Annotated in this window: 21 protein-coding genes and 1 pseudogene; 14 read left to right on the forward strand and 8 right to left on the reverse strand. The window is 68.9% G+C overall.

The window, feature by feature from the left end; genetic code table 11:
* The first annotated feature begins 47 nt into the window (after nucleotides 1-47).
* The 6 genes from nadD to G6N61_RS29465 are packed head-to-tail and all read left to right on the forward strand — an operon-like array spanning nucleotide 48 to nucleotide 3,942.
* Nucleotides 48-683 (forward strand): nicotinate-nucleotide adenylyltransferase, encoded by a 636-nt coding sequence (nadD, locus tag G6N61_RS29440; protein WP_264077410.1) that lies wholly within the window; start codon nucleotides 48-50, stop codon nucleotides 681-683.
* On the forward strand, nucleotides 680-1,072 hold the full coding sequence (rsfS, locus tag G6N61_RS29445) for a ribosome silencing factor (RefSeq protein ID WP_163924363.1): 393 nt from the start codon (nucleotides 680-682) through the stop codon (nucleotides 1,070-1,072). Before nadD ends, rsfS begins: the two co-directional genes overlap by 4 nt.
* A complete protein-coding gene (gpgP, locus tag G6N61_RS29450; RefSeq protein ID WP_163924364.1) occupies nucleotides 1,069-1,737 on the forward strand; it encodes a glucosyl-3-phosphoglycerate phosphatase in 669 nt (222 codons plus the stop codon). Before rsfS ends, gpgP begins: the two co-directional genes overlap by 4 nt.
* Nucleotides 1,727-2,476, forward strand: coding sequence for a diglucosylglycerate octanoyltransferase (octT, locus tag G6N61_RS29455; protein WP_163924365.1), 750 nt, complete (start codon nucleotides 1,727-1,729; stop codon nucleotides 2,474-2,476). Before gpgP ends, octT begins: the two co-directional genes overlap by 11 nt.
* Before the next feature lie 2 nt (nucleotides 2,477-2,478).
* On the forward strand, nucleotides 2,479-3,315 hold the full coding sequence (locus G6N61_RS29460) for a DegV family protein (RefSeq protein WP_163924366.1): 837 nt from the start codon (nucleotides 2,479-2,481) through the stop codon (nucleotides 3,313-3,315).
* Between the two features lie 9 nt (nucleotides 3,316-3,324).
* Entirely contained in the window at nucleotides 3,325-3,942 is a 618-nt protein-coding gene (locus tag G6N61_RS29465; protein WP_163924367.1) for a maleylpyruvate isomerase family mycothiol-dependent enzyme, read from the forward strand.
* On the opposite strand, the gene G6N61_RS29470 is transcribed toward G6N61_RS29465, so the two are convergent.
* The gene (locus G6N61_RS29470) at nucleotides 3,939-4,988 is read right to left on the reverse strand and encodes an NAD(P)H-dependent amine dehydrogenase family protein (RefSeq protein ID WP_163924368.1); all 1,050 of its coding nucleotides are present in this window, start codon (nucleotides 4,986-4,988) and stop codon (nucleotides 3,939-3,941) included. The genes G6N61_RS29465 and G6N61_RS29470 overlap by 4 nt on opposite strands.
* A 149-nt stretch (nucleotides 4,989-5,137) precedes the next feature.
* On the opposite strand from G6N61_RS29470, the gene G6N61_RS29475 reads away from it, so the two are divergent.
* The 4 genes from G6N61_RS29475 (at nucleotide 5,138) to holA (ending at nucleotide 8,957) form a co-directional block, all read left to right on the forward strand.
* A complete protein-coding gene (locus G6N61_RS29475) occupies nucleotides 5,138-5,539 on the forward strand; it encodes a RidA family protein (protein ID WP_163924369.1) in 402 nt (133 codons plus the stop codon).
* Between the two features lie 107 nt (nucleotides 5,540-5,646).
* Nucleotides 5,647-6,450 carry a ComEA family DNA-binding protein gene (locus G6N61_RS29480; protein ID WP_163924370.1) on the forward strand — a complete coding sequence of 268 codons (804 nt, stop codon included), beginning with the start codon at nucleotides 5,647-5,649 and terminating at the stop codon, nucleotides 6,448-6,450.
* An 11-nt stretch (nucleotides 6,451-6,461) separates the two neighbouring features.
* Nucleotides 6,462-7,991, forward strand: a complete 1,530-nt coding sequence (locus G6N61_RS29485; protein ID WP_163924371.1) for a ComEC/Rec2 family competence protein — start codon at nucleotides 6,462-6,464, stop codon at nucleotides 7,989-7,991.
* A gap of 12 nt (nucleotides 7,992-8,003) precedes the next feature.
* The gene (gene holA, locus G6N61_RS29490; protein WP_163924372.1) at nucleotides 8,004-8,957 is read left to right on the forward strand and encodes a DNA polymerase III subunit delta; all 954 of its coding nucleotides are present in this window, start codon (nucleotides 8,004-8,006) and stop codon (nucleotides 8,955-8,957) included.
* A 13-nt stretch (nucleotides 8,958-8,970) separates the two neighbouring features.
* Here holA and rpsT read toward each other — a convergent pair whose 3' ends face one another.
* Nucleotides 8,971-9,240: a 30S ribosomal protein S20 gene (rpsT, locus tag G6N61_RS29495; RefSeq protein WP_163924373.1), complete on the reverse strand. Its 270-nt coding sequence runs from the start codon at nucleotides 9,238-9,240 to the stop codon at nucleotides 8,971-8,973.
* Between the two features lie 139 nt (nucleotides 9,241-9,379).
* Between rpsT and G6N61_RS29500 the strand changes: the two genes are divergently transcribed.
* The 3 genes from G6N61_RS29500 to G6N61_RS29510 are packed head-to-tail and all read left to right on the forward strand — an operon-like array spanning nucleotide 9,380 to nucleotide 12,890.
* Nucleotides 9,380-11,071 (forward strand): circularly permuted type 2 ATP-grasp protein, encoded by a 1,692-nt coding sequence (locus G6N61_RS29500; protein ID WP_163924374.1) that lies wholly within the window; start codon nucleotides 9,380-9,382, stop codon nucleotides 11,069-11,071.
* On the forward strand, nucleotides 11,071-12,048 hold the full coding sequence (locus G6N61_RS29505; RefSeq protein ID WP_163924375.1) for an alpha-E domain-containing protein: 978 nt from the start codon (nucleotides 11,071-11,073) through the stop codon (nucleotides 12,046-12,048). Before G6N61_RS29500 ends, G6N61_RS29505 begins: the two co-directional genes overlap by 1 nt.
* 2 nt (nucleotides 12,049-12,050) lie before the next feature.
* On the forward strand, nucleotides 12,051-12,890 hold the full coding sequence (locus G6N61_RS29510) for a transglutaminase family protein (RefSeq protein WP_163924376.1): 840 nt from the start codon (nucleotides 12,051-12,053) through the stop codon (nucleotides 12,888-12,890).
* On the opposite strand, the pseudogene G6N61_RS29515 reads toward G6N61_RS29510, so the two are convergent.
* Nucleotides 12,874-13,751 (reverse strand): annotated as a pseudogene (locus G6N61_RS29515) (ribonuclease Z). The gene G6N61_RS29510 and the pseudogene G6N61_RS29515 sit on opposite strands and share 17 nt — an antisense overlap.
* A gap of 60 nt (nucleotides 13,752-13,811) precedes the next feature.
* Entirely contained in the window at nucleotides 13,812-14,819 is a 1,008-nt protein-coding gene (locus tag G6N61_RS29520) for an aldo/keto reductase (protein WP_163924377.1), read from the reverse strand.
* A gap of 146 nt (nucleotides 14,820-14,965) precedes the next feature.
* Here G6N61_RS29520 and G6N61_RS29525 point away from each other — a divergent pair, with 146 nt between their 5' ends.
* Nucleotides 14,966-15,394 carry a CBS domain-containing protein gene (locus G6N61_RS29525; protein WP_163924378.1) on the forward strand — a complete coding sequence of 143 codons (429 nt, stop codon included), beginning with the start codon at nucleotides 14,966-14,968 and terminating at the stop codon, nucleotides 15,392-15,394.
* On the opposite strand, the gene G6N61_RS29530 is transcribed toward G6N61_RS29525, so the two are convergent.
* Genes G6N61_RS29530 through G6N61_RS29545 form a run of 4 tightly spaced genes read right to left on the reverse strand, consistent with a single transcriptional unit; the run spans nucleotide 15,381 to nucleotide 19,441 of the window.
* Complete coding sequence (locus G6N61_RS29530) at nucleotides 15,381-16,754, reverse strand: LLM class flavin-dependent oxidoreductase (protein ID WP_163925195.1); 1,374 nt, start codon at nucleotides 16,752-16,754, stop codon at nucleotides 15,381-15,383. The genes G6N61_RS29525 and G6N61_RS29530 overlap by 14 nt on opposite strands.
* A 32-nt stretch (nucleotides 16,755-16,786) precedes the next feature.
* The gene (locus G6N61_RS29535) at nucleotides 16,787-17,719 is read right to left on the reverse strand and encodes a MetQ/NlpA family ABC transporter substrate-binding protein (protein ID WP_163924379.1); all 933 of its coding nucleotides are present in this window, start codon (nucleotides 17,717-17,719) and stop codon (nucleotides 16,787-16,789) included.
* Nucleotides 17,720-17,753: 34 nt separating this feature from the next.
* Nucleotides 17,754-18,431: a methionine ABC transporter permease gene (locus G6N61_RS29540; RefSeq protein ID WP_163924380.1), complete on the reverse strand. Its 678-nt coding sequence runs from the start codon at nucleotides 18,429-18,431 to the stop codon at nucleotides 17,754-17,756.
* The gene (locus G6N61_RS29545) at nucleotides 18,428-19,441 is read right to left on the reverse strand and encodes a methionine ABC transporter ATP-binding protein (RefSeq protein WP_163924381.1); all 1,014 of its coding nucleotides are present in this window, start codon (nucleotides 19,439-19,441) and stop codon (nucleotides 18,428-18,430) included. Before G6N61_RS29545 ends, G6N61_RS29540 begins: the two co-directional genes overlap by 4 nt.
* Nucleotides 19,442-19,531 lie beyond the last annotated feature (90 nt).

The following is a 19,531-nucleotide window of genomic DNA, read 5'->3' on the forward strand; positions in this document are numbered from 1 at the left end:
CGAGACGGTCGGAAGCCGCGCCGATCACTGCCGTAAGCTGCCTATTCGTGACTCGACGCAGGCTGGGAGTGATGGGCGGGACCTTCGACCCGATCCACCACGGTCACCTCGTCGCGGCCAGCGAGGTCGCCGATCTGTTCGACTTGGACGAGGTCGTGTTCGTACCGACCGGCCAGCCGTGGCAGAAGCGCGACCGCTCGGTCACCGCCGCCGAGGATCGCTACCTCATGACGGTGATCGCAACGGCAGCCAATCCCCGCTTCTCGGTCAGCCGGGTCGACATCGATCGCGGCGGACCGACGTACACCAAGGACACGCTGCGCGACCTGGCCGCCGCCCACCCCGACACCGACCTGTACTTCATCACCGGTGCCGACGCGCTCGGTTCGATCCTGAGCTGGCAGAACTGGGAGGACTTGTTCTCCCTGGCACGCTTCGTCGGCGTCAGCAGGCCCGGCTACGCCCTGGACGGTGAGCACATCGAGGCGGCGATGAAGGAACTACCGCCTGATGCGCTGAATCTCGTCGAGGTACCCGCGCTCGCCATCTCGTCGAGCGAATGCCGCGACCGGGCGGTGACCGGCAGGCCCATCTGGTACCTGGTGCCCGACGGCGTCGTGCAGTACGTCTCCAAACGCGGCCTGTACCGCACCCCCACCCTTGTTGGAAGGACCCCATCGTGAGTGCGTCTGTCGAGGCCGTCGAGATGGCCACCGTTGCCGCCCGGGCGGCGTCGTCCAAGCTGGCCGACGACGTCGTCGTCATCGACGTGTCGGGACAGCTGGTCATCACCGACGTCTTCGTGATCGGCTCCGCCTCCAACGATCGGCAGGTCAAGGCCATCGTCGACGAGGTCGAGGAGAAGATGCGCGCCGCGGGGTTCAAGCCCGCCCGCCGCGAGGGCACGCGCGAGGGTCGATGGGTGCTGCTCGACTACGTCGACATCGTGGTGCACATCCAGCATCAGGACGAGCGGAACTTCTACGCCCTCGACCGGTTGTGGCGTGACTGCCCGCTGGTGCCCGTCGACCTCGACGGCCACGGCGACTCCCTGCCCGAGGGCCGGGAGTGAGAGTCCGCAGGCTGGTCATGTTGCGCCACGGCCAGACCGAGTACAACGCGGGCAGCCGCATGCAGGGTCAGCTCGACACCGACCTCTCCGAGCTGGGCCGCGCCCAGGCCGTCGCTGCGGCCGAGCTGCTCGCCAAGCGCGAACCCCTGCTCATCGTCTCCTCGGATCTGCGCCGGGCTCTCGACACCGCGGTCGCACTCGGTGAACAGGCGGGATTGCCGGTCAGCACCGATGTCCGGCTGCGCGAGACGCACCTGGGTGATTGGCAGGGCATGACCCACCTCGAGGTCGACGCCATCGCTCCGGGTGCCCGGCTGGCGTGGCGCGACGACGCGCGGTGGGCCCCGCACGGTGGTGAGAGCCGAGTCGACGTGGCAGCGCGGAGCATGCCGTTGATCGCCGAACTCATTGCCGGACAGGCGGAGTGGGGCGTCGGCGAACCCGATCGACCGGTCGTCCTGGTGGCGCACGGCGGCCTGATCGCGGCGCTCACCGGGGCGATCCTCGGCCTGCCCGTCGACAACTGGCCCGTGCTGGGTGGGATGGGCAACGCGAGCTGGGTCCAGCTGTCCGGCCACTCCTCCGACGACGCTCCACTCGAGGACATCCGTTGGCGTCTCGACGTGTGGAACGCCTCGGCGCAGGTCGCCAGCGATGTCCTCTGAGCCGGTCGTTCCCCTTCGCCGCCCAACCCTGCTCGTGTTCTGCGATTCGCTGTCCTACTACGGCCCGACCGGCGGACTGCCCTCCGACGATCCGCGCATCTGGCCAAACATCGTTGCAGAGCAACTCGATTGGGACGTCGAGCTGATCGGTCGCATCGGCTGGACCTGCCGCGACGTGTGGTGGGCGGCGATTCAGGACCCACGGTCGTGGGCGGCGCTGCCGCGGGCCGGTGCCGTGGTCTTCGCGACCTGCGGCATGGACTCGCTGCCGTCGCCGCTTCCCACGGCGCTGCGGGAGATGATCCGCTACGTCCGTCCACCGCTGCTGCGGCGGTGGGTGCGAGACGGTTACGGGTGGGTCCAGCCGAGGTTCTCCCCGGTCGCGCGACCGGCCCTACCGCCGAAGCTCTCCGTCGAGTACCTTGAGCAGACCCGCGCTGCGATCGACTTCAACCGCCCCGGAATACCGTTCGTCGCGTGCATTCCTTCGGTGCACGTCGCAGAGACCTACGGCAACTCGCACCGATGGCGGGACGGCACGGTCGCCGCGATCACCGGGTGGGCCGCCGAGCACGACGTGCCGGTGGTCGACCTCAAGGCCGCCGTGGGCGACGAGGTGATGAGCGGGCGCGGGAATCCCGACGGCATCCACTGGAACTTCGAGGCGCACCGCAACGTCGCCGACCTCATGATGAAGGCACTCGCCGACGCCGGCGTGCCCGCCGCGGGCGCGAACTGACCATGGCCGTCGTCGTGGTGACCGATTCGTCGGCGCGCATGGGTCCAGACGTGCTGGACCGCTGGGGTATTCGCCGGGTGCCGCTGCACGTTCTGCTCGACGGCGAAGACATGCGCGACGACGTCGATCCGGTTCCGAACGACATCCACGACCGCAGCCACGTGACGACGTCGGGCGCCTCTCCGGCGGACCTCGCCGAGACCTATCGGGAGGCCTTGGCCGCCAGCGGGGGAGACGGCGTCGTGGCCGTGCACCTCTCTGCTGCGCTGTCGAGCACCTTCAGCACCGCGCGCACCGTGGCCCGCGAGTTCGGATCGGCCGTGCGCGTGGTGAACTCGCGTTCGGCCGCGGCCTGCGTCGGCTTCGTGGCGGTGGCGGCGGCCCGGGCGGCCGGAACCGGCGCGAACCTCGACGCCGTCGAGGAAGCCGCCCGTTCAGCGGTGCCGCGGGGGCATGCGTTCATCGTGGTGCACCGTCTCGACAACCTCCGCCGCAGCGGCCGCATCGGCACCGCTACGTCCTGGCTGGGTACCGCACTATCGCTCAAACCGCTCCTCCATCTCGACGTCGATGGGAGATTGGTTCTTCTGCAACGGATTCGCACGACGTCGAAGGCACATGCCGCGCTGGTGGACGCGGTCGCCGACGTGGTGGGGGAGCGCAGCGCGTCGATCGTCGTACACCACGTCGACAACCACGACGACGCGGACGTCATCGGCGCGGCACTGACCGACAGGTTGCCGCAGGTGGAGTCGCTCACCGTCGCCGACATGGGACCGGTCCTGGCCGTGCACGTCGGTGGCGGCGCCGTCGGCGTGTGCGTGACGGTGGACGGGTAGGGGTGTGGCATGGACGCGCTGACCTTGGCCCGCGACGAGCGACTGGAGTTCGCCGACTTCCTCGGCGGCCTGACCGCCGAGCAGTGGCTGGCCCCGACCCTGTGCCCGGAATGGCGGGCGCGCGACGTGGTCGCGCACACGATGAGCTATGAGGGGCTGTCCACCGCGGCCCTGGTGACGCGGTTCCTGCGCGGGTTCCTGGTCGTCGATCGCATCAACGCACTGGCGGTCGACCACCTGTCCGATCGCTCGACCGACGACTTGGTCGACATGATGCGCCGGCATGCCATGCCGTCGGGCCTCGGTGCGGGCTTCGGCGGGCGAATCGCACTGACCGACAACATGATCCACCAACAGGACATCCGGCGTCCACTGGCGATGCCGCGCATCGTCGCCGCCGACCGCCTGCGTGTCGCACTGGACTTCGCGCGAACCGCGCCGCTGATCCGTGGTGCCTGGCGCGCCAGGGGCGTCCGACTCGTCGCCACCGACCTGGACTGGGCCGCGGGCAAGGGGCCCGAGGTTTGCGGCTCCGGCGAGGCGCTGCTGATGACGATGGCAGGACGGGCCGACGGGTTGCGCGACCTCGACGGGCCCGGGCTGGCGACGCTGTCGACGCGCTTCTAGCCGACGAAGCGACCGGTGACCGGCGGCAGATCCTTGAGCGTGACGATGCCCGGCGCCGCGGCCACGACGGCCGGGACCGCGTTGGTCACCGGCAGCGCGGTGTAGATCATGCCGAGGCCCATGAAGCCGGGCTCGGTCCAGCCCTTGGGCGGCAGGCAATGTAGGACGGTGCGCATGTTGGGCGTGCCGTAGACCTGGATGACGTGGCCGTGCTCGAGCGGCTTGGGCGGGGTGACGTGGCTGCCCATGGTCCAGTTGAATCCGACGCTGACGACGTTCTTCTCACCCACCCACCCGCGGTGGTAGCCGTACACGCCTCCGACGGTGCCCGCCGGGATCTGCATGAACCCGAGGTCGCTGTCACCGGTGGCGGCGGTGAACTCCACGTCGAAGGTGATGCGGTCGAGCGTGGCGCCGATGGCGTCGGCCATCATGGCAGCCGACTCGGCGAACACCTCGCTCTCGCGGCGCACGTTCTCGGCCAGACCGGGCGTCTCGGGATCCTGCCCGAACCCCATCGCCGACTGAGTGCCTGCGGATTCGTAGGTCGAGCAGTCCACCGACTCGGTGATGCGGATCTGCTCGACGGCCTCGCACGCCCCGGAGAGCACCATGCCGACCATGTTCGTCATGCCGGGATGCGCCCCGCTGCCGAAGATGGTCGAACGTCCCGTCTCGCAGGCTTTTCGGATGCGGTCGAGATCCTCGGGTGACTGCTTGCCGCCGGTGATCCACGCCGCGCTCGAGCATACGTTCACCTCGGCCTCGAGCAGGCGGACCAGCTCGTCGACGCTGGGCCACAGCGGGTTGTAGCAGCAGGCGTCGGCTCCGAGGGCGATGAGTGCGTCGACGTCGTCGGTGGCCGTCACTCCCGTCGGCTCCGGCCACCCGGCCAGCTGAGCGGCGTCGACGCCCACCTTGTCGGCGCCGTGGGCATACACCCCGACGAGTTCCATGTCGGAGCGTCCGATGATCGCGTGCAAGGAGCGTCTGCCGATGTTGCCGGTGGTCCACTGGATCACCTTCAGCGGTCGGTCGGTGGTCATTCGCGACTCCTGGGACGATCGGGCGACGGCGGCTCAGTAGACACCTCGGTGAACATGTATACGCCAGCGACGTTCCCGCGACCGTGGGACCGCCACCCTGGCATGATCTGTGCGATGCAGCACTTCCTGCCGCGACGGGGTTCCGCGGCGTGACCGGTATCCGCTCGTTCACGTTCACGCCCGAGGAGGGCGTTCCGCCAGGCGTCGCGCCGTTCGCGCACGCCACGGCCGCGGGCGAGACCCTCTACGTCACCGGGCAGATGCCCACGGATTCCACGGGCGCCGTGGTCGGATCGGACGTCGCGACCCAGACCGACCAGGTGATGCGCAATCTGTTGCGCGTGACCGAATTGTGCGGCGGCTCGCTGTCCGACGTCGTCTCGGTCCGCGCCTACCTGATCGACTGGTCGGACTATGCCGCGTTCAACGACGCCTACGCGCCGTGGTTCCCGGACAGGCTGCCCTCGCGCACGTGCGTGGGCGTCACGGGTCTCGCCGTCGGAGCGCTCGTCGAGATCGACTGGACCTGCTGGCGGTCCGACGGCTGGTAGCCGCTCTGGGCACGACGTCATCCCCAGTGCCGAGTTCATCCACGAGCGACCCGTCCCGCGGCATCTGAGGACCGAAGTGCGTCGCGCGGCGCGCCTACGGTCACGCCATGCGTACCGAACAACCCACCGACAGGGCGCAGCGCCGCCTCTCCGGCACCGACGGGTCCGCGACCGACGACTCCGACGACGAGGCGCCGGACACCTCGCTGGCGCGGTGGCTGCCCGACGCCCCGCCGACCGGCCGGGCGCAGTGGCTGACCGCGCTGCGGGCCGACCCAGGCCGGGCCGGTGTCATCGGACTGTCCGTGGTCGGCGTCGTCGCCGTGCTGGTGACGGTGGTGACACTGGCGGGCAACGACCCGCCGCCGGTCGTGTCGGCGAATCTGCCACCGGTGCAGATGGTTTCGACCGCACCCGCCCCGCCATCCCCGGCCGCTGAGCAACCCGTCGTGGTCAGCGTGGTCGGTCTGGTGCACCGGCCCGGGCTGGTGACGCTGACGGCCGGTGCGCGGGTCGACGACGCGCTGGCCGCGGCGGGCGGTGTACTCGACGGTGCGGACCTCCTCGGTCTGAACGTGGCTCGCCGGGTGGCCGATGGTGAGCAGATCCTCGTCGGCATCGCGGGCCCGCCCGGTGCGCCGCCGGCGATGGGCAGCTCGATCACCTCGGCGCCGGGCGACGCCGACCCCGCGGCAGCGGGCAGTTCCGAGGCCGCTCCCGGTCCGGTGAACCTCAACACCGCAACCGTCGAGCAGCTCGACGAACTCCCCGGCGTCGGCCCGGTGACGGCGTCCGCGATCGTGGCCTGGCGCGACGCGAACGGGCCCTTCACGGGCGTCGAGCAGCTCGGAGAAGTCGACGGCATCGGCCCTGCGCGGCTGGAGAAGCTGCGTGACCTGGTCCATGTGTGACAGCGCCGATCGTGACAGGCGCCGGAGCGGCGGCGGCCGGGGTCGATCTCCGGCTGGTGCCGGCGGCGCTGACCGCCTGGGCGGTCACGGCGACGGGAATCCTGTGGAACGTGGCGGCTGCGGTCGCCGTCGTGGTGATCGCGACGGCGGCCGCGGCGTGGGCGTCGATCCGCCTGCGCAACGACGTCGACGGAGCCCGGCCCTGGTGGCCTGCGGTGGCGGCGGTCGGGCTGGTCGGTGCCGCATTCGCCTGCTCGGTTGCGCTGCGCGTCGACGCCGTCGAGCACCACCCGATCGCGGACCGGATCGGCGACACGGTCTCGGTGACTGCGGTACCCGTCGAGACGCCCCGGGTGGTCGCGGGCTCGCGGATGATGTTCCGAGCCGCGCTGCGCGCCGTCGACGGCCATCCGCAGTCCGGCCGCGTCCTGGTGTTCGCCTCGGTGGTCGGCTACGGCGACGTGACCGCGGGCCGCCCGGCCGACTTCCGCGCCCGCGTGGGAAAGCCTGCCCGTCGGGACCTGACCGTGGCCGTGCTGTCGGCCAGTGGCGAGCCTCGCCTCGGCGAGGCCGGTGCGGTACACCGCGTCGCCGCGACGGTGCGACGTGACTTCGCCGAGACTGCTCGCGCGGTCCTGCCGCCGGAGCAGGCGGTGATGTTGCCGGCGTTGACGCTCGGCGACACCTCGGCCGTCGCGCAGACGACGGTCGCCGACTTTCGCATCGCTGGGCTCGCCCACCTGACCGCGGTGTCGGGCGCCAACGTCACCATCGTCTGCGGCACGGTGCTGCTGTCGGCCATGGTGGTGGGGCCACGCATCGCCGTCGCCCTGGCGGCCATCGCCCTGGTGGCGTTCGTCGTGGTGGTACAGCCCACGGCCAGCGTGCTGCGCGCGGCGATCATGGGCGCCGTCACGCTGCTGGCGGTGGTCTCGCACCGTAGGCGGCAGGCGATTCCCGCGCTCGCGGCGACCATCCTCGTGGTGCTGATCGGCTGGCCGGAGATGGCCGTCGACGTCGGCTTCGCGCTGTCGGTATCGGCCACTGCCGCACTGGTTCTCATCGCTCCGGCGTGGTCGGCTGCGCTCGTCGCGCGGCGGTGGCCAAAGCCGCTCGCCGACGCGGTGTGCGTGGCCGTTGCCGCACAACTGATCACCGCGCCCCTTGTCGCCGGGATCTCGGGTGCCTTCAGCATCGTCGCCGTGTTCGCCAATCTCGCGGTCACGGTCGTCATCGCCCCGATCACCGTCCTGGGAACGGCGGCGGCGGCGATCTGCAGTGCCTGGCCCGACGCGGCGGGGCTACTGATCCGGTTCACCGGGCCGCAACTGTGGTGGCTGCTTCGGGTCGCGCAGTGGGCCGCATCGGTTCCCGGCGCGGCACTTCCGGTGCCTTCGGGTTTGGCGGGCGTGGTGTTCGTCGCGTCGACGGTGGTTACTTCGATCGTGCTGTGGCGTTGGCGATGGGGCCGGGTGATCCTGCTGTGGTGCGCCGTCGGCGCGACGGCGTGGGCGGCGGCGGGCGACGTCGGCGGGCCGTGACACCATCGTGGCGTGACGCAACTGCACCTCGTTCTGGGTGACGAAGAACTGCTCGTCGAACGGGCGGTGTCCGACGTGCTCCGCATCGCGCGCAAGGACGCCGGCACCCACGACGTGCCGGTGAACCGCATGCGGGCCGGCGAGATCAGCCCGAACGAGCTGGCGGAGTTGCTCAGCCCGTCGCTGTTCGCCGACGAACGCGTGCTGGTGCTCGAGTCTGCCGCTGACGCGGGCAAGGAGGCGGTGACGCTCATCGGCGAGGCGGCAGCCGATCTCCCGCCGGGCACCGTGCTGGTCGTGGTGCACACCGGTGGCGGCCGCGCCAAGTCGCTCGCCGATCAGCTGAAGAAGATCGGCGCCGAGGTGCATCCCTGCGCAAAGCTGACGAAGCCCTCCGAGCGCGCCGACTTCGTCAAACGCGAATTCCGTACCCACCGGGTCAAGGTGGGTGACGACGTGGTGACCGCACTACTCGACGCCGTCGGATCCGATCTGCGCGAACTCGCGGCCACATGCTCGCAACTCGTCGCCGACACTGGTGGCGAGGTGGACGTCGCCGCGGTCCGTCGCTACCACAACGGCAAGGCCGAGGTGAAGGGCTACGTGATCGCCGACATGGCGGTCACCGGCGACGTCGAGGGAGCGGCCGAGGCCCTGCGGTGGGCGGTGATGGGCGGTGAGGCGCACGTGGTTCTCGCCGACGCGCTGGCCGAGGCAGTCCACTCGATTGCCCGCATCGCGCCGCTGTCAGGGAACCACCATCAGGTGGCCGGTGAAGTGGGAATGCCGCCGTGGCGGGTGCAGAAGGTGCAGCGGCAAGCGCGTCGGTGGGACCGGGATTCGGTGGCCGAGGCGATGCGGCTGGTCGCAACCCTCAATGCAGACGTCAAGGGCGCAGCGGCAGATGCCGACTACGCCCTCGAGGCTGCGGTGCGAAAGGTCGCCGAGCTGGCCGGCGGGAACTGAGCCCGCGGGGGAGCTAGGCTCCGGCGATCTTGTTGAACGCGATCGTCAGCGCCGACTTCTTGTTGGCGGCCTGGTTCTTGTGGATGACACCCTTGCTGGCGGCCTTGTCGAGCTTGCGCGTCGCGAACGCCAGCATCTCGCCTGCCTTGTCTTTCTCACCTGCGTCGACGGCCTCGCGGAACCCGCGGACAGCCGTGCGAAGTTCGGACTTCACCGACTGATTGCGCAGCCGAGCACGCTCGTTGGTGCGGATGCGCTTTTCCTGCGACTTGATATTGGCCACGCGTCAGTCCTTCGAATTACGTATCGGGATGGTCGAGTATGGGCGCCCTGCGGGGCAGCGACGGTTCAGATTACCAGCGCACCGGGGAAATGCCCAAAGCGAAGCCCGTGGTCAGCCGACCCGGCGCAGTTGGGGCAGCATGTCACCTGTGAGTCTCCGAACATTGCCAGCAGACACCGGCCGGTCGACACGCTCGAACTCGCGGGCATCCAAACGGTACGACGGCATCTTCGACGGATACAACAGCGTCGGCAATTACTCGCAGGCGTTCGACGAGATGTTCGACGCCCAAGGCAACGTGCGGGGGCCGTACAAGGGGATCTTCGCCGAACTCGCGCCGTCGGACGCGTCGGAACTCGCGGCCCGCGCCGACGCCCTCGGCCGCGCATTCATCGACCAGGGCATCACCTTCTCCCTGTCCGGTCAGGAGCGCCCCTTCCCGCTGGACCTGGTGCCCCGGGTGATCTCGGCGGCCGAGTGGTCGAAGCTCGAGCGCGGCATCAAGCAGCGGGTCAAGGCGCTCGAGATGTACCTCAGCGACATCTACGGCGAGCAGGAGATCCTCCGCGACGGGGTCATCCCCCGCAGGCTGATCACGTCATGCGAGCACTTCCACCGGGAGGCCGCGGGCATCGTCCCGCCCAACGGCGTGCGCATCCACGTCGCGGGCATCGACCTGGTCCGCGACGCCCAGGGCACGTTCCGGGTGCTGGAGGACAACCTGCGCTCGCCGTCGGGTGTGTCGTACGTGATGGAGAACCGGCGCACGATGGCCCGGGTCTTCCCGAACCTGTTCGCCACGCACAGGGTCCGCTCGGTCGGCGACTACGCCTCGCACCTGCTGCGTGCGTTGCGCAACGCCGCGGCGTCCAACGAGGCCGATCCCACCGTGGTCGTGCTCACACCCGGCGTCTACAACTCGGCGTACTTCGAGCACTCGCTGCTCGCCCGGCAGATGGGGGTCGAACTCGTCGAGGGCCGCGACCTGTTCTGCCGCGACAACACCGTCTACATGCGCACCACCGAGGGAGAGCGTCAGGTCGACGTGATCTACCGGCGCATCGACGACGAGTTCCTCGACCCGATGCACTTCAAGCCGGACTCCGTGCTCGGCGTCGCGGGCATCCTGAACGCGGCGAGGGCAGGCAACGTCGTGATCTCCAGCGCCGTGGGCAACGGCGTGGGCGACGACAAGCTGGTCTACACCTACGTGCCGACGATCATCGAGTACTACCTCGGTGAGAAGCCGTTGCTCGCCAACGTCGACACCTTCCGCTGCTGGCTCGACGAGGAACGCGAAGAAGTCCTCGACAGGGTCGCCGAGCTGGTGATCAAGCCCGTCGAGGGCTCGGGCGGCTACGGCATCGTGTTCGGCCCCGACGCCTCCGAGAAGGAGCTGGCCACGATCTGCAAGAAGATCCGCAGCGAGCCGCGCGGCTGGATCGCCCAGCCGGTGGTGCAGCTGTCCACCGTGCCGACGCAGATCGACGACCAGCTGGCCCCGCGGCACGTCGACCTGCGGCCCTTCGCGGTCAACGATGGCGACGACGTGTGGGTGCTGCCCGGCGGGCTGACCCGCGTGGCGCTGCCCGAGGGGTCCCTGGTGGTGAACTCCAGCCAGGGCGGCGGCTCCAAGGACACCTGGGTGCTCGCGTCGCGGACCTCGGCCGCCGACCGCGAGCTGGCGGCCGCCGAAGTCGTGCGCGCGCTACCCAGGGCAGGCAAGGGGGACAAGAACGGCGACGGCTCACCGCCGCAGCAGCAGTCGATGACGATGGGCACCCAGGATCAGCAGCAGCAACAGCAGCAGCAACAACAGGTGATGCACTGATGTTGGCGCGCAACGCAGAATCGCTCTACTGGATCGGCCGCTACGTCGAGCGGGCCGACGACACCGCTCGGATCCTCGACGTCACCGTGCATCAGCTGCTGGAGGATTCCAGCGTCGACCCCGACCAGGCCTCGCGGACGCTGCTGAAGGTGCTGGGCATCGAGCCGCCGGACACCGAACTCGACCTCTGGTCGCTGACCGACCTGGTGGCGTTCAGCCGAGACACCCACGGTGGCTGCTCGATCGTCGACTCGATCTCGGCGGCACGTGAGAATGCCCGCGGCGCACGCGAAGTCACGTCCACCGAGATCTGGGAGTGCCTCAACACGACCTACAACGCCCTGCCCGAGCGGGAGCGCGCGGCCAAGCGTCTCGGACCGCACGAGTTCCTGTCCTACATCGAGGGACGCGCTGCGCAGTTCGCCGGGCTCGCCGACTCGACGTTGTCCCGCGACGACGGCTATCGATTCATGGTGCTCGGCCGCGCGATCGAACGCGTCGACATGATCGTGCGGCTGCTGCTCTCGCGTGTCGGTGACAGCGCGTCGTCACCGGCCTGGGTGACGGTCCTGCGTTCGGCGGGCGCACACGACACCTATCTGCGTACCTACCGCGGCGTGCTCGACGCCGGTCGCGTCGTCGAGTTCATGATGCTCGACCGCCTGTTCCCGCGCTCGGTCATGTACTCGCTGCGATTGGCCGAGCACAGCCTCGACGAGTTGCACCACCGCAGGCTCAATCGCGTCGGTGCGACGGCCGAGGCCCAGCGCCTGCTCGGCCGCGCGCGTAGCGAACTGGAGTTCCTGCGCCCCGGTGTCCTGCTCGAGTCACTGGAGACCCGGTTGGGCGACCTGCAGCAGACCTGTGCCGACATCGGAGAAGCGTTGGCGCTGGAGTACTTTCACTCCGCCCCGTGGGTGGCGTGGAGCGATGCCGGCCGCGACGGCACACTGGTCATCGAAGAGGGCGAGGTCTAGACATGTGGCGTCTTCGAGTCGTCCATTCCACCGGGTATGCGTACAAGTCGCCGGTGACCGCGTCGTTCAACGAGGCCCGGCTGACTCCACGATCGGACAGCCGACAGAACGTCATCCTCAACCGGGTCGAGACGGTGCCGGCGACGCGGTCCTACCGGTACGTCGACTACTGGGGCACCGCGGTAACGACGTTCGACCTGCACGCTCCGCACACCGAACTCGAGGTGACCTCGTCGTCGGTCGTCGAGACCGAGGAGGGCGTCATGCCCGAGGACGACGTGACGTGGGAGGACCTGGAAACCGAGGCGGTGATCGACCGCTTCGACGAGATCCTGACCGGCACCCAGTACACGCCCGAGAGCAAGCGTCTGGCGCGGGTGGGGCAGAAGATCGCCAAGGAGCACGCACCGAGGGAGGCCGTCGTCGCGGCGGCGAACTGGGTGCACGGCGAACTCGCCTACGTTCCTGGGACCACTGGTGTGCACTCCTCGGGCCTCGACGCGCTACGGGAGGGCAAGGGCGTCTGCCAGGACTACACGCACCTGACCCTGATCCTGTTGCGCAGCATGGGGATCCCCGCGCGTTACGTGTCGGGCTATCTGCATCCGAAACGTGAGGCCGCGGTAGGGGAGACCATCGAGGGCGAGAGCCACGCGTGGATCCAGGCGTGGACCGGCGGGTGGTGGAACTACGACCCCACCAACGACAAGCACATCAACGAGCAGTACGTCAGCGTCGGCGTCGGCCGTGACTACGCCGACGTCAGTCCGCTCAAGGGCATCTACTCCGGTGAAGGGTCCACCGACCTCGACGTCATCGTGGAGATCACCCGGCTGGCGTGACGTCGGCGGGGGACGGAGCGCAGACGCCGGGGTGCACCTCGACACGGTGCAGATCGTCGCCGAGTTCGATCTGCCTGCTGAACGTGGTCGCAGCCAGTGCGCGCCAGTCCTCCTCCTGGCCGGGGGCGATCCCGGGCACGTAGTGCGTGAGGATCAGGATGCCCACACCGGCCCGGGCCGCCGTCGCACCGGCCTCCTCGACCGAGGAGTGGTAGTCGCAGATGTCCCGGATGCGCTGCTGCGGAAGTGCGTCGACGACGTCCTTGCGGATCACTGTGTGGACGAGAGCGCCTGCGCCGGAGGCCAAGTCGTCGAGGCTCTGACAGGCACGGTGTCGCCGGCGAGTACCACCGACGCCCCGTCGTGCTCGATGCGGAAGCCGACCGTCGGGGCGACCGGCCGGTGGTCGGTGGGAGCGGCGCGCACCACCACGCCGTCGTGCTCCCACACCACGCCGCCGGTGTGCTCGCGCACGTCGACGCGCGGCGGTCCGGTGATGTCGGCGTGATGGGCGATCCGATAGCCGATGTCGTGGCCGAAGGCCGCGAGCGTCGCGTCGACGACCTCGGCGGTGCCCGGCGGCCCGATGACGAGGATCGGCGCGGGATCCGGGTCGAACGTGGTGATCCACCGCGTGATGAGGAGGTCGCCGAGGTCGGCGATGTGGTCGCTGTGCAGGTGGGTCAGGAGCAGTGCGGTCAGCGCGCCCGCGCTACTTCCCGCCGCGGCGAGTCGCTGCTGGACGCCGCGACCGCAGTCGGTCAGGAACGTGTGTCCACCCGCGCGGACCAGTGTCGCCGGGCCCGCCCGGTTCGGGTCCGGAATCGGGCTGCCCGTACCCAGCAGGGTGACTTCGATCATGGCTACGGGTATACCGCTTGGGGCGGCCGCACGTGCGCTTATCGCCGTCGGCGACGGCGCTCACTCTCGCCCGGTTCCCACCGATCGCATGTCGGCGTACCTCTCACCCGACACGGACTCGCCTGCCGCGCTCAGCCTTTCGATCTGGGCGGCGCTGAGGCTGACCGACAGCGACTCGAGGTTCTCGTCGATGCGGGCAGCGCGCCGGGTTCCCGGGATCGGTACCGACGCCACGCCGAACGTCTCGGCGCGGTGGCGCAGCCAGGCCAGGGCGACCTGGGCCGGTGTGGCACCGACTTCCGCGGCTACGTCGACCACTGCCGCGACGACGGCCTGATTCGCATCGAGCGCACTACCGGTGAAGCGGGGGATGTTCTTGCGGAAGTCCCGTTCACCGAGATCGGCGGCCGAACGCACCGAGCCGGTCAGGAAGCCGCGGCCGAGCGGCGAGAACGGTACGACGCCGATCCCCAGGTCCACCGCGGTGGGCACCACGGTGCGCTCGATATCGAGGCTCCAGATCGACCATTCGCTCTGGATTGCCGCAATCGGGTGGACCGCGTGGGCAGCGCGCAGCTCGGCGGCGGTGGTCTCGGAGACGCCGAGGTGACGCACCTTGCCCGCGGTCACGAGTTCGGCCATCGCCCCGACGGTCTCCTCGATCGGGACACGGACGTCTCGCCGGTGCATGTAGTAGAGGTCGATGACGTCGGTGCGCAGGCGCGCGAGGCTCTCGTCGACGCACTGCCGCACGTAGGCGGCGTCGCCCCGCGGCCGCACCTCACCGCCGGCTCGGTCGGCGGGATTGCCGTCGATGCCGAACTTGGTCGCGATCGTCACCTCGTCGCGACGGTCGGCGAGGACATTGGCGATCAGCCGCTCGTTGTCGCCGCCGCCGTACACGTTCGCGGTGTCGATGAAGGTCACGCCGACGTCGATGGCGTGGTGCAGGGTCGCGATCGACTCGGTGTCGTCGATCTCGCCGCCGTAGACCGGGGTCAGCGCCATGCCGCCGAATCCCATTGGGCTGACCGTCAATCGGTCGCCGAGTGTGACGGTGTCGGGCATGGGTGATTCCCTCCATGGGGGTGAGTGGGTCGACCCCTGCAACGCCGCCCGAGGGTGACGTGTTCCGGTGCCATTCGAGCTGGGGGTTTCCTGGTGGGCCTGGAAGACCTAACCTAATGTGATCCACGTCACTTTGGGAGGTTCCGATGAGGATCGCAGACGTGCTGAGGAACAAGGGTGCCGGGGTCTTGACCGTGTCACCGGAGATGACCGTCGCCGAGTTGCTGACCGGCCTCGCCACGCGCAACGTGGGCGCGATGGTGGTGGTCGGCCCCGACGGTCCGGTCGGCATCGTCTCCGAACGCGACGTGGTGCGCAACCTGCACGCACACGGCGCGGAGCTGCTGGAGCATGCCGTCGCCGACATCATGTCGACCGACGTCATCACCTGCACGCCTGCCGACTCCGTGGACGGCGTCAGCGGCCTGATGACCAACAACCGGGTGCGCCACGTTCCCGTGATGGAGGACGGCCACCTGACCGGCATCGTCAGCATCGGCGACGTGGTCAAGACCCGGATGGAGGAACTCGAAGCCCAGCAGGAACAGCTCGAGGCGTACATCACCCAGGGGTGAGGACCCGGGATTCGACGCCGTTGAGCAGGTCGTTGTCGGTGAACGCGCCGCGGTAGGCCGCGGCCGGATGACTGTCGGGGAGCCGGTCGCCGCGACCGAGCAGCTTGTGGCGAAGCGTTCCGGACTTGTCGGTCGAGATGAGGCCGCGTTCGCGCAGCGTCGGGAAGAGGCGGTCGGCGGTCTCGGCGAACGAACCCGGCACCGTCGCGTGGTAGACGTTGATGCCGTCGACACCGGCTTCGCGCCACTCCTCGAGTTGGTCGGCGATCTCCTTGGCCGTCCCCACTACGCGGTTGGCGCCCTCCAGCACCCACGCCATGTCGCGGATCGTCGGTTCGTCGTTGCCCGACGACTCCGACGCCCAGCGGATGAAGCTCTTGATGCCGGTGAACTCGCCGAGTTCGCTGATCGGGGTGTCGAGCGACAGGCTGCCTCCGTCGACCCCGGCGTCGCCGAGCGCGTGCAGTGCGATGCCCTCGAGGTCGAGGTACCGCTTGAGTTCGTCGTTGCGGCGGACCGCCTCGGCGTGCGTGTCACCGATGACGAACGACAACCCCTGAGCGAACGTGATGTCCTCGGGGTTGCGGCCGTTGGCGGCCGCCAGGGCCCTGGTCTCGGTGGTCAGTCCGTACGCGGCGGCGGGGTTGGGGCTGCTGATGTAGACGCCCTCGGCGTTGCGCGCCGAGAACAGCTGCCCCGCCGGCGAAGACCCTGCCTGGAACAGCACGGGGGTCCGTTGCGGCGACGGTGACGAGAAGTGCGGACCCTCGACGCTGTACCGCTTGCCGACGTGATTGATCTTGTGGATCTTCGCCGGATCGGAATGGATCCCTGCCGCCTTGTCCTGCACGAGTGCGTCGTCGTCCCAGGAACCCTCCCAAAGTTTGTAGACGACGTCGACGTACTCGTTGGCCCATTCGTAGCGTTCGTCGTGGGCCAGCGTGCCCTCGTGTCCGAAGCTGCGGAACATGTTCTGGTTGAAGCTGGTCACGATGTTCCAGCCGAGCCGGCCGTCGGTGTAGTGATCCAGTGAGGACATCCGCCGGGCGAAGTCGAACGGGTGGTCCTGGACGATCGAACTGGTGAACACGATGCCCAAGTGATCGGTCGCCGCGGCAAGGGCTGACGCGATTACGGATGGATCGTTGACGGGGATCTGGATACCGCCCTCGACTGCCTTGCGCCAGTTGCCGTTCCACGTCTGACGCAGGCCGAACACGTCGGCGAAGAACAGCAGATCGTAGTCGGCCGCGTCGACCTGCGCCGCCAGCGACGTCCAATGCCGCAGCGAGTTGAAGTCGTGGTTCCGGGCCTCCGGAGCGCGCCAAAGACCGTGTAGGACATGCGATGCGGTGTTCATGACGAACGCCGAGTAGTAGAGCGGGCGCTTGGTCACGGCGTATTCCCCTGCGTGGCATCCGGCCCGGCGTCGATGGGGCCGAGCGTGTCGCGGATGAGGGCGTTGTCCGTGGTCTGCAGGTAGTCGGCGATTCTCGGATCTTGGAACGTGGCGATCAGCTTCTGCACGTTCGGGTCGTCGAGGTGCTTGTTGCTGACGACGAGGCCGCCTTCGCTGCCCTTGGGGGCGGGTTCGCGGGCGAGGATCTGGTCCTCGGTCAACCCGGCAGCGTAGACGTCGGAGATGTGCACGACGATCGCGTCGACGTCGGCGAGGCTGCGTGCCAGTTGACCGATGGGAACCTGAACGAACTGGTAGTCCTTGGGATTGGAGGCGATGTCACTCAGTTGGGGGAGGCCCTGCAGGGTGTCCTTGCCCGGCTTCAGCGTGATCTGCTTGTCGTGCGCCAAGTCGAGCAGGGCGATCGCCTGCCCCGCGGGGTCGTCGCGCAGGGCGATCTTGGCGCCGCGGGGCACCTCGTTCCAGCTGTCGTACTCGTTGGAGTACGTCGCCTGGTCCCACGTGAACGTCGGCGCCGCCAGCGTCAGCTCGAACCCGTTGGCGGCGATGGCGTCGTTGAGGAACGGCTGATGCTCGAAGAAGTTACCTGCGACGTTGCCCGCGTCGACCGCGCGATTGATCTCGATCAGGTTGTCGATCTTCACGGGGTTGATCGTGATGCCGTGGTCGGGAGCGACGTTGGTGGCGATGAACTGCAGCAGGTTCTCGGCGGCGATGTCAGTGCTCCACGTCGCGACGTCGAGCGTGGTGCCGAATGGCTTGTCCTGGTTGGCGAGAGTGGCGTAGGAGACGCCGCCCGCGATGGCCACCACCACGGCGACGGCAGCGGCGATCCAGGGCCACCGCTTCTTCTTCTTCTTCAGTTCGATGTCGAGGCCGTGCGGCTGACTCGTCGGGTCGGTCATGGGTGTTCCTTGGGGTGGGGTGGTGTGGGCGGGGTCAGCGGGTCAGTGCCGTGACGACGCGGTCGCCGACGAACTGGACGATCTGGATGGTGACGATGAGGACCAGCACCGTGGCAATCATGATGTTGTGATCGAATCGGTTGTAGCCGTAGGTGATCGCGAGGTTGCCGATACCCCCCGCGCCGATCGATCCGGCGATGGCCGAGTACTCGATCATGGCGATGACGTTCACCGTCAACGCGCCGGCCAGGGCAGGCAGTGCCTCGGACAGTTGCACGGTCCTGATCACCTGGAGGGTGGTGCCGCCCGACACCTGTCCCATGTCGGTGACGTCGGAGCGCACCTCCCGCAGGGCGTTCTGCACGAGCCGGGCGAAGAACGGCACGCCCGCGACCGTCATCGGCACGATCGCCGCGGGAATGCCGATCGTGGTGCCGACGAGGAACCGCGTCACCGGGATGATCGCCGCCATCAGGATCAGGAACGGCAGCGAGCGTCCGACGTTGACGATCGTGTTGAGCGCGGCGAAGACCCTGGAATCCGGGTACAGGCCGAGTTCCGACGTGTTGTGCAACGTGACGCCCAGCGGCGTGCCGATGAGCACCACCAGGGTCATCGAGATGGCGACCATCGCCCACGTCTCGCCGTACGCGGGCAACAGCAGCGCAGGCACGTTGGTCCACGGGGTGCTGAAGTCCTCCGCGAGGATCACGCCGCCGCCCCCGCTTCCGTCGCAGCCGCGGCGCGTCCGGCGGTGCGGACGAACAGGCCCCGCTGGGCGAGGTACTCGGCGAAACCCGCAGGCGCTGCCGGCGAGATCGACAGCACGGCGCGGCCGACGGCGACCCCGCGGATCGCCTCCACGCTCGCGGACAGGACGTCGACGTGGGCGTCGGCGATGCCGGGGACGGTGTGAATCGACGTCAACCAGTTCAGCGGAACGTCACGCGAGGCGTAGGACACCTCCCAGATCTCGCCGGGCACGTCGATCGCGACACGCGGACGGTCCGGGAGCAGTTCGCGGGCCAGCGCCGACGTGGGGTCGAGGATGACGTCGGTGACCGAGCCGCTTTCGATGATGCGGCCGTCCTCGATGCGGGCAACGGAGTCGGCGATCTCGCGGACCACCTCCATCTCATGGGTGATGAGGATGATCGACAGGCCGTACTCGTCGCGCAGATGACCGAGCAGCCCGAGGATCGACGTCGTGGTCGCGGGATCCAGGCCCGACGTCGCTTCGTCGGAGAGCAGGATCGACGGTCCCAGTGCGAGTGCGCGCGCGATGCCGACCCGCTGCTTCTGACCGCCCGATAGTTGCGCCGGGTAGTAGGCGCTGCGGTCGGAGAGCCCGACGCGATCGAGGAGTTCGGACACCCGCCGGGTGGTGGAATCGTCCGTCGCACCGAGGTATTCAAGGGGCAGCGCAACGTTCTCGGCGACCGTGCGGCGACGAAGCAACGGCGCCGTCTGGAAGATGACGCCGATGCTCCGGCGCGCTGCGACGAGTTCGTCGCGCTCGAGTCGGGTGAAGTCCTTGCCGTCCACGCGCACGGTGCCGCTCGTCGGTCGCTCGAGAAAGCTGACGCAGCGCGACAGCGTGCTCTTGCCCGCACCGCTCGGGCCGACGACCGCGAGGATCTCGCCCGAGCGCACCGACAGTGAGACGTCGTCGAGGACCGTTCGCTCACCGAACCGCTTGGTCAGGTTCTCTATCTCGATCATGAAGGCTCTCTGGTTCGGTGGTCACTCAGGCGCTGAACCTACGCACGCGCCTGCGGGGCCGACAGAGTACGGATCGTCATGATCGGAAGG

It is taken from the genome of Mycolicibacterium arabiense (assembly GCF_010731815.2).
Classification (GTDB): domain Bacteria; phylum Actinomycetota; class Actinomycetes; order Mycobacteriales; family Mycobacteriaceae; genus Mycobacterium; species Mycobacterium arabiense.

What these genes read in the sequence shown, in the direction of transcription:
- octT (WP_163924365.1), top strand. Translation starts at nt 1,727, where the DNA reads ATGTCCTCTGAGCCGGTCGTTCCCCTTCGCCGCCCAACCCTGCTCGTG.
- G6N61_RS29460 (WP_163924366.1), top strand. Translation starts at nt 2,479, where the DNA reads ATGGCCGTCGTCGTGGTGACCGATTCGTCGGCGCGCATGGGTCCAGAC.
- G6N61_RS29465 (WP_163924367.1), top strand. Translation starts at nt 3,325, where the DNA reads ATGGACGCGCTGACCTTGGCCCGCGACGAGCGACTGGAGTTCGCCGAC.
- G6N61_RS29470 (WP_163924368.1), bottom strand. Translation starts at nt 4,988, where the DNA reads ATGACCACCGACCGACCGCTGAAGGTGATCCAGTGGACCACCGGCAAC.
- G6N61_RS29480 (WP_163924370.1), top strand. Translation starts at nt 5,647, where the DNA reads ATGCGTACCGAACAACCCACCGACAGGGCGCAGCGCCGCCTCTCCGGC.
- G6N61_RS29500 (WP_163924374.1), top strand. Translation starts at nt 9,380, where the DNA reads ATGTCACCTGTGAGTCTCCGAACATTGCCAGCAGACACCGGCCGGTCG.
- G6N61_RS29505 (WP_163924375.1), top strand. Translation starts at nt 11,071, where the DNA reads ATGTTGGCGCGCAACGCAGAATCGCTCTACTGGATCGGCCGCTACGTC.
- G6N61_RS29510 (WP_163924376.1), top strand. Translation starts at nt 12,051, where the DNA reads ATGTGGCGTCTTCGAGTCGTCCATTCCACCGGGTATGCGTACAAGTCG.
- G6N61_RS29520 (WP_163924377.1), bottom strand. Translation starts at nt 14,819, where the DNA reads ATGCCCGACACCGTCACACTCGGCGACCGATTGACGGTCAGCCCAATG.
- G6N61_RS29525 (WP_163924378.1), top strand. Translation starts at nt 14,966, where the DNA reads ATGAGGATCGCAGACGTGCTGAGGAACAAGGGTGCCGGGGTCTTGACC.
- G6N61_RS29530 (WP_163925195.1), bottom strand. Translation starts at nt 16,754, where the DNA reads ATGAACACCGCATCGCATGTCCTACACGGTCTTTGGCGCGCTCCGGAG.
- G6N61_RS29535 (WP_163924379.1), bottom strand. Translation starts at nt 17,719, where the DNA reads ATGACCGACCCGACGAGTCAGCCGCACGGCCTCGACATCGAACTGAAG.
- G6N61_RS29545 (WP_163924381.1), bottom strand. Translation starts at nt 19,441, where the DNA reads ATGATCGAGATAGAGAACCTGACCAAGCGGTTCGGTGAGCGAACGGTC.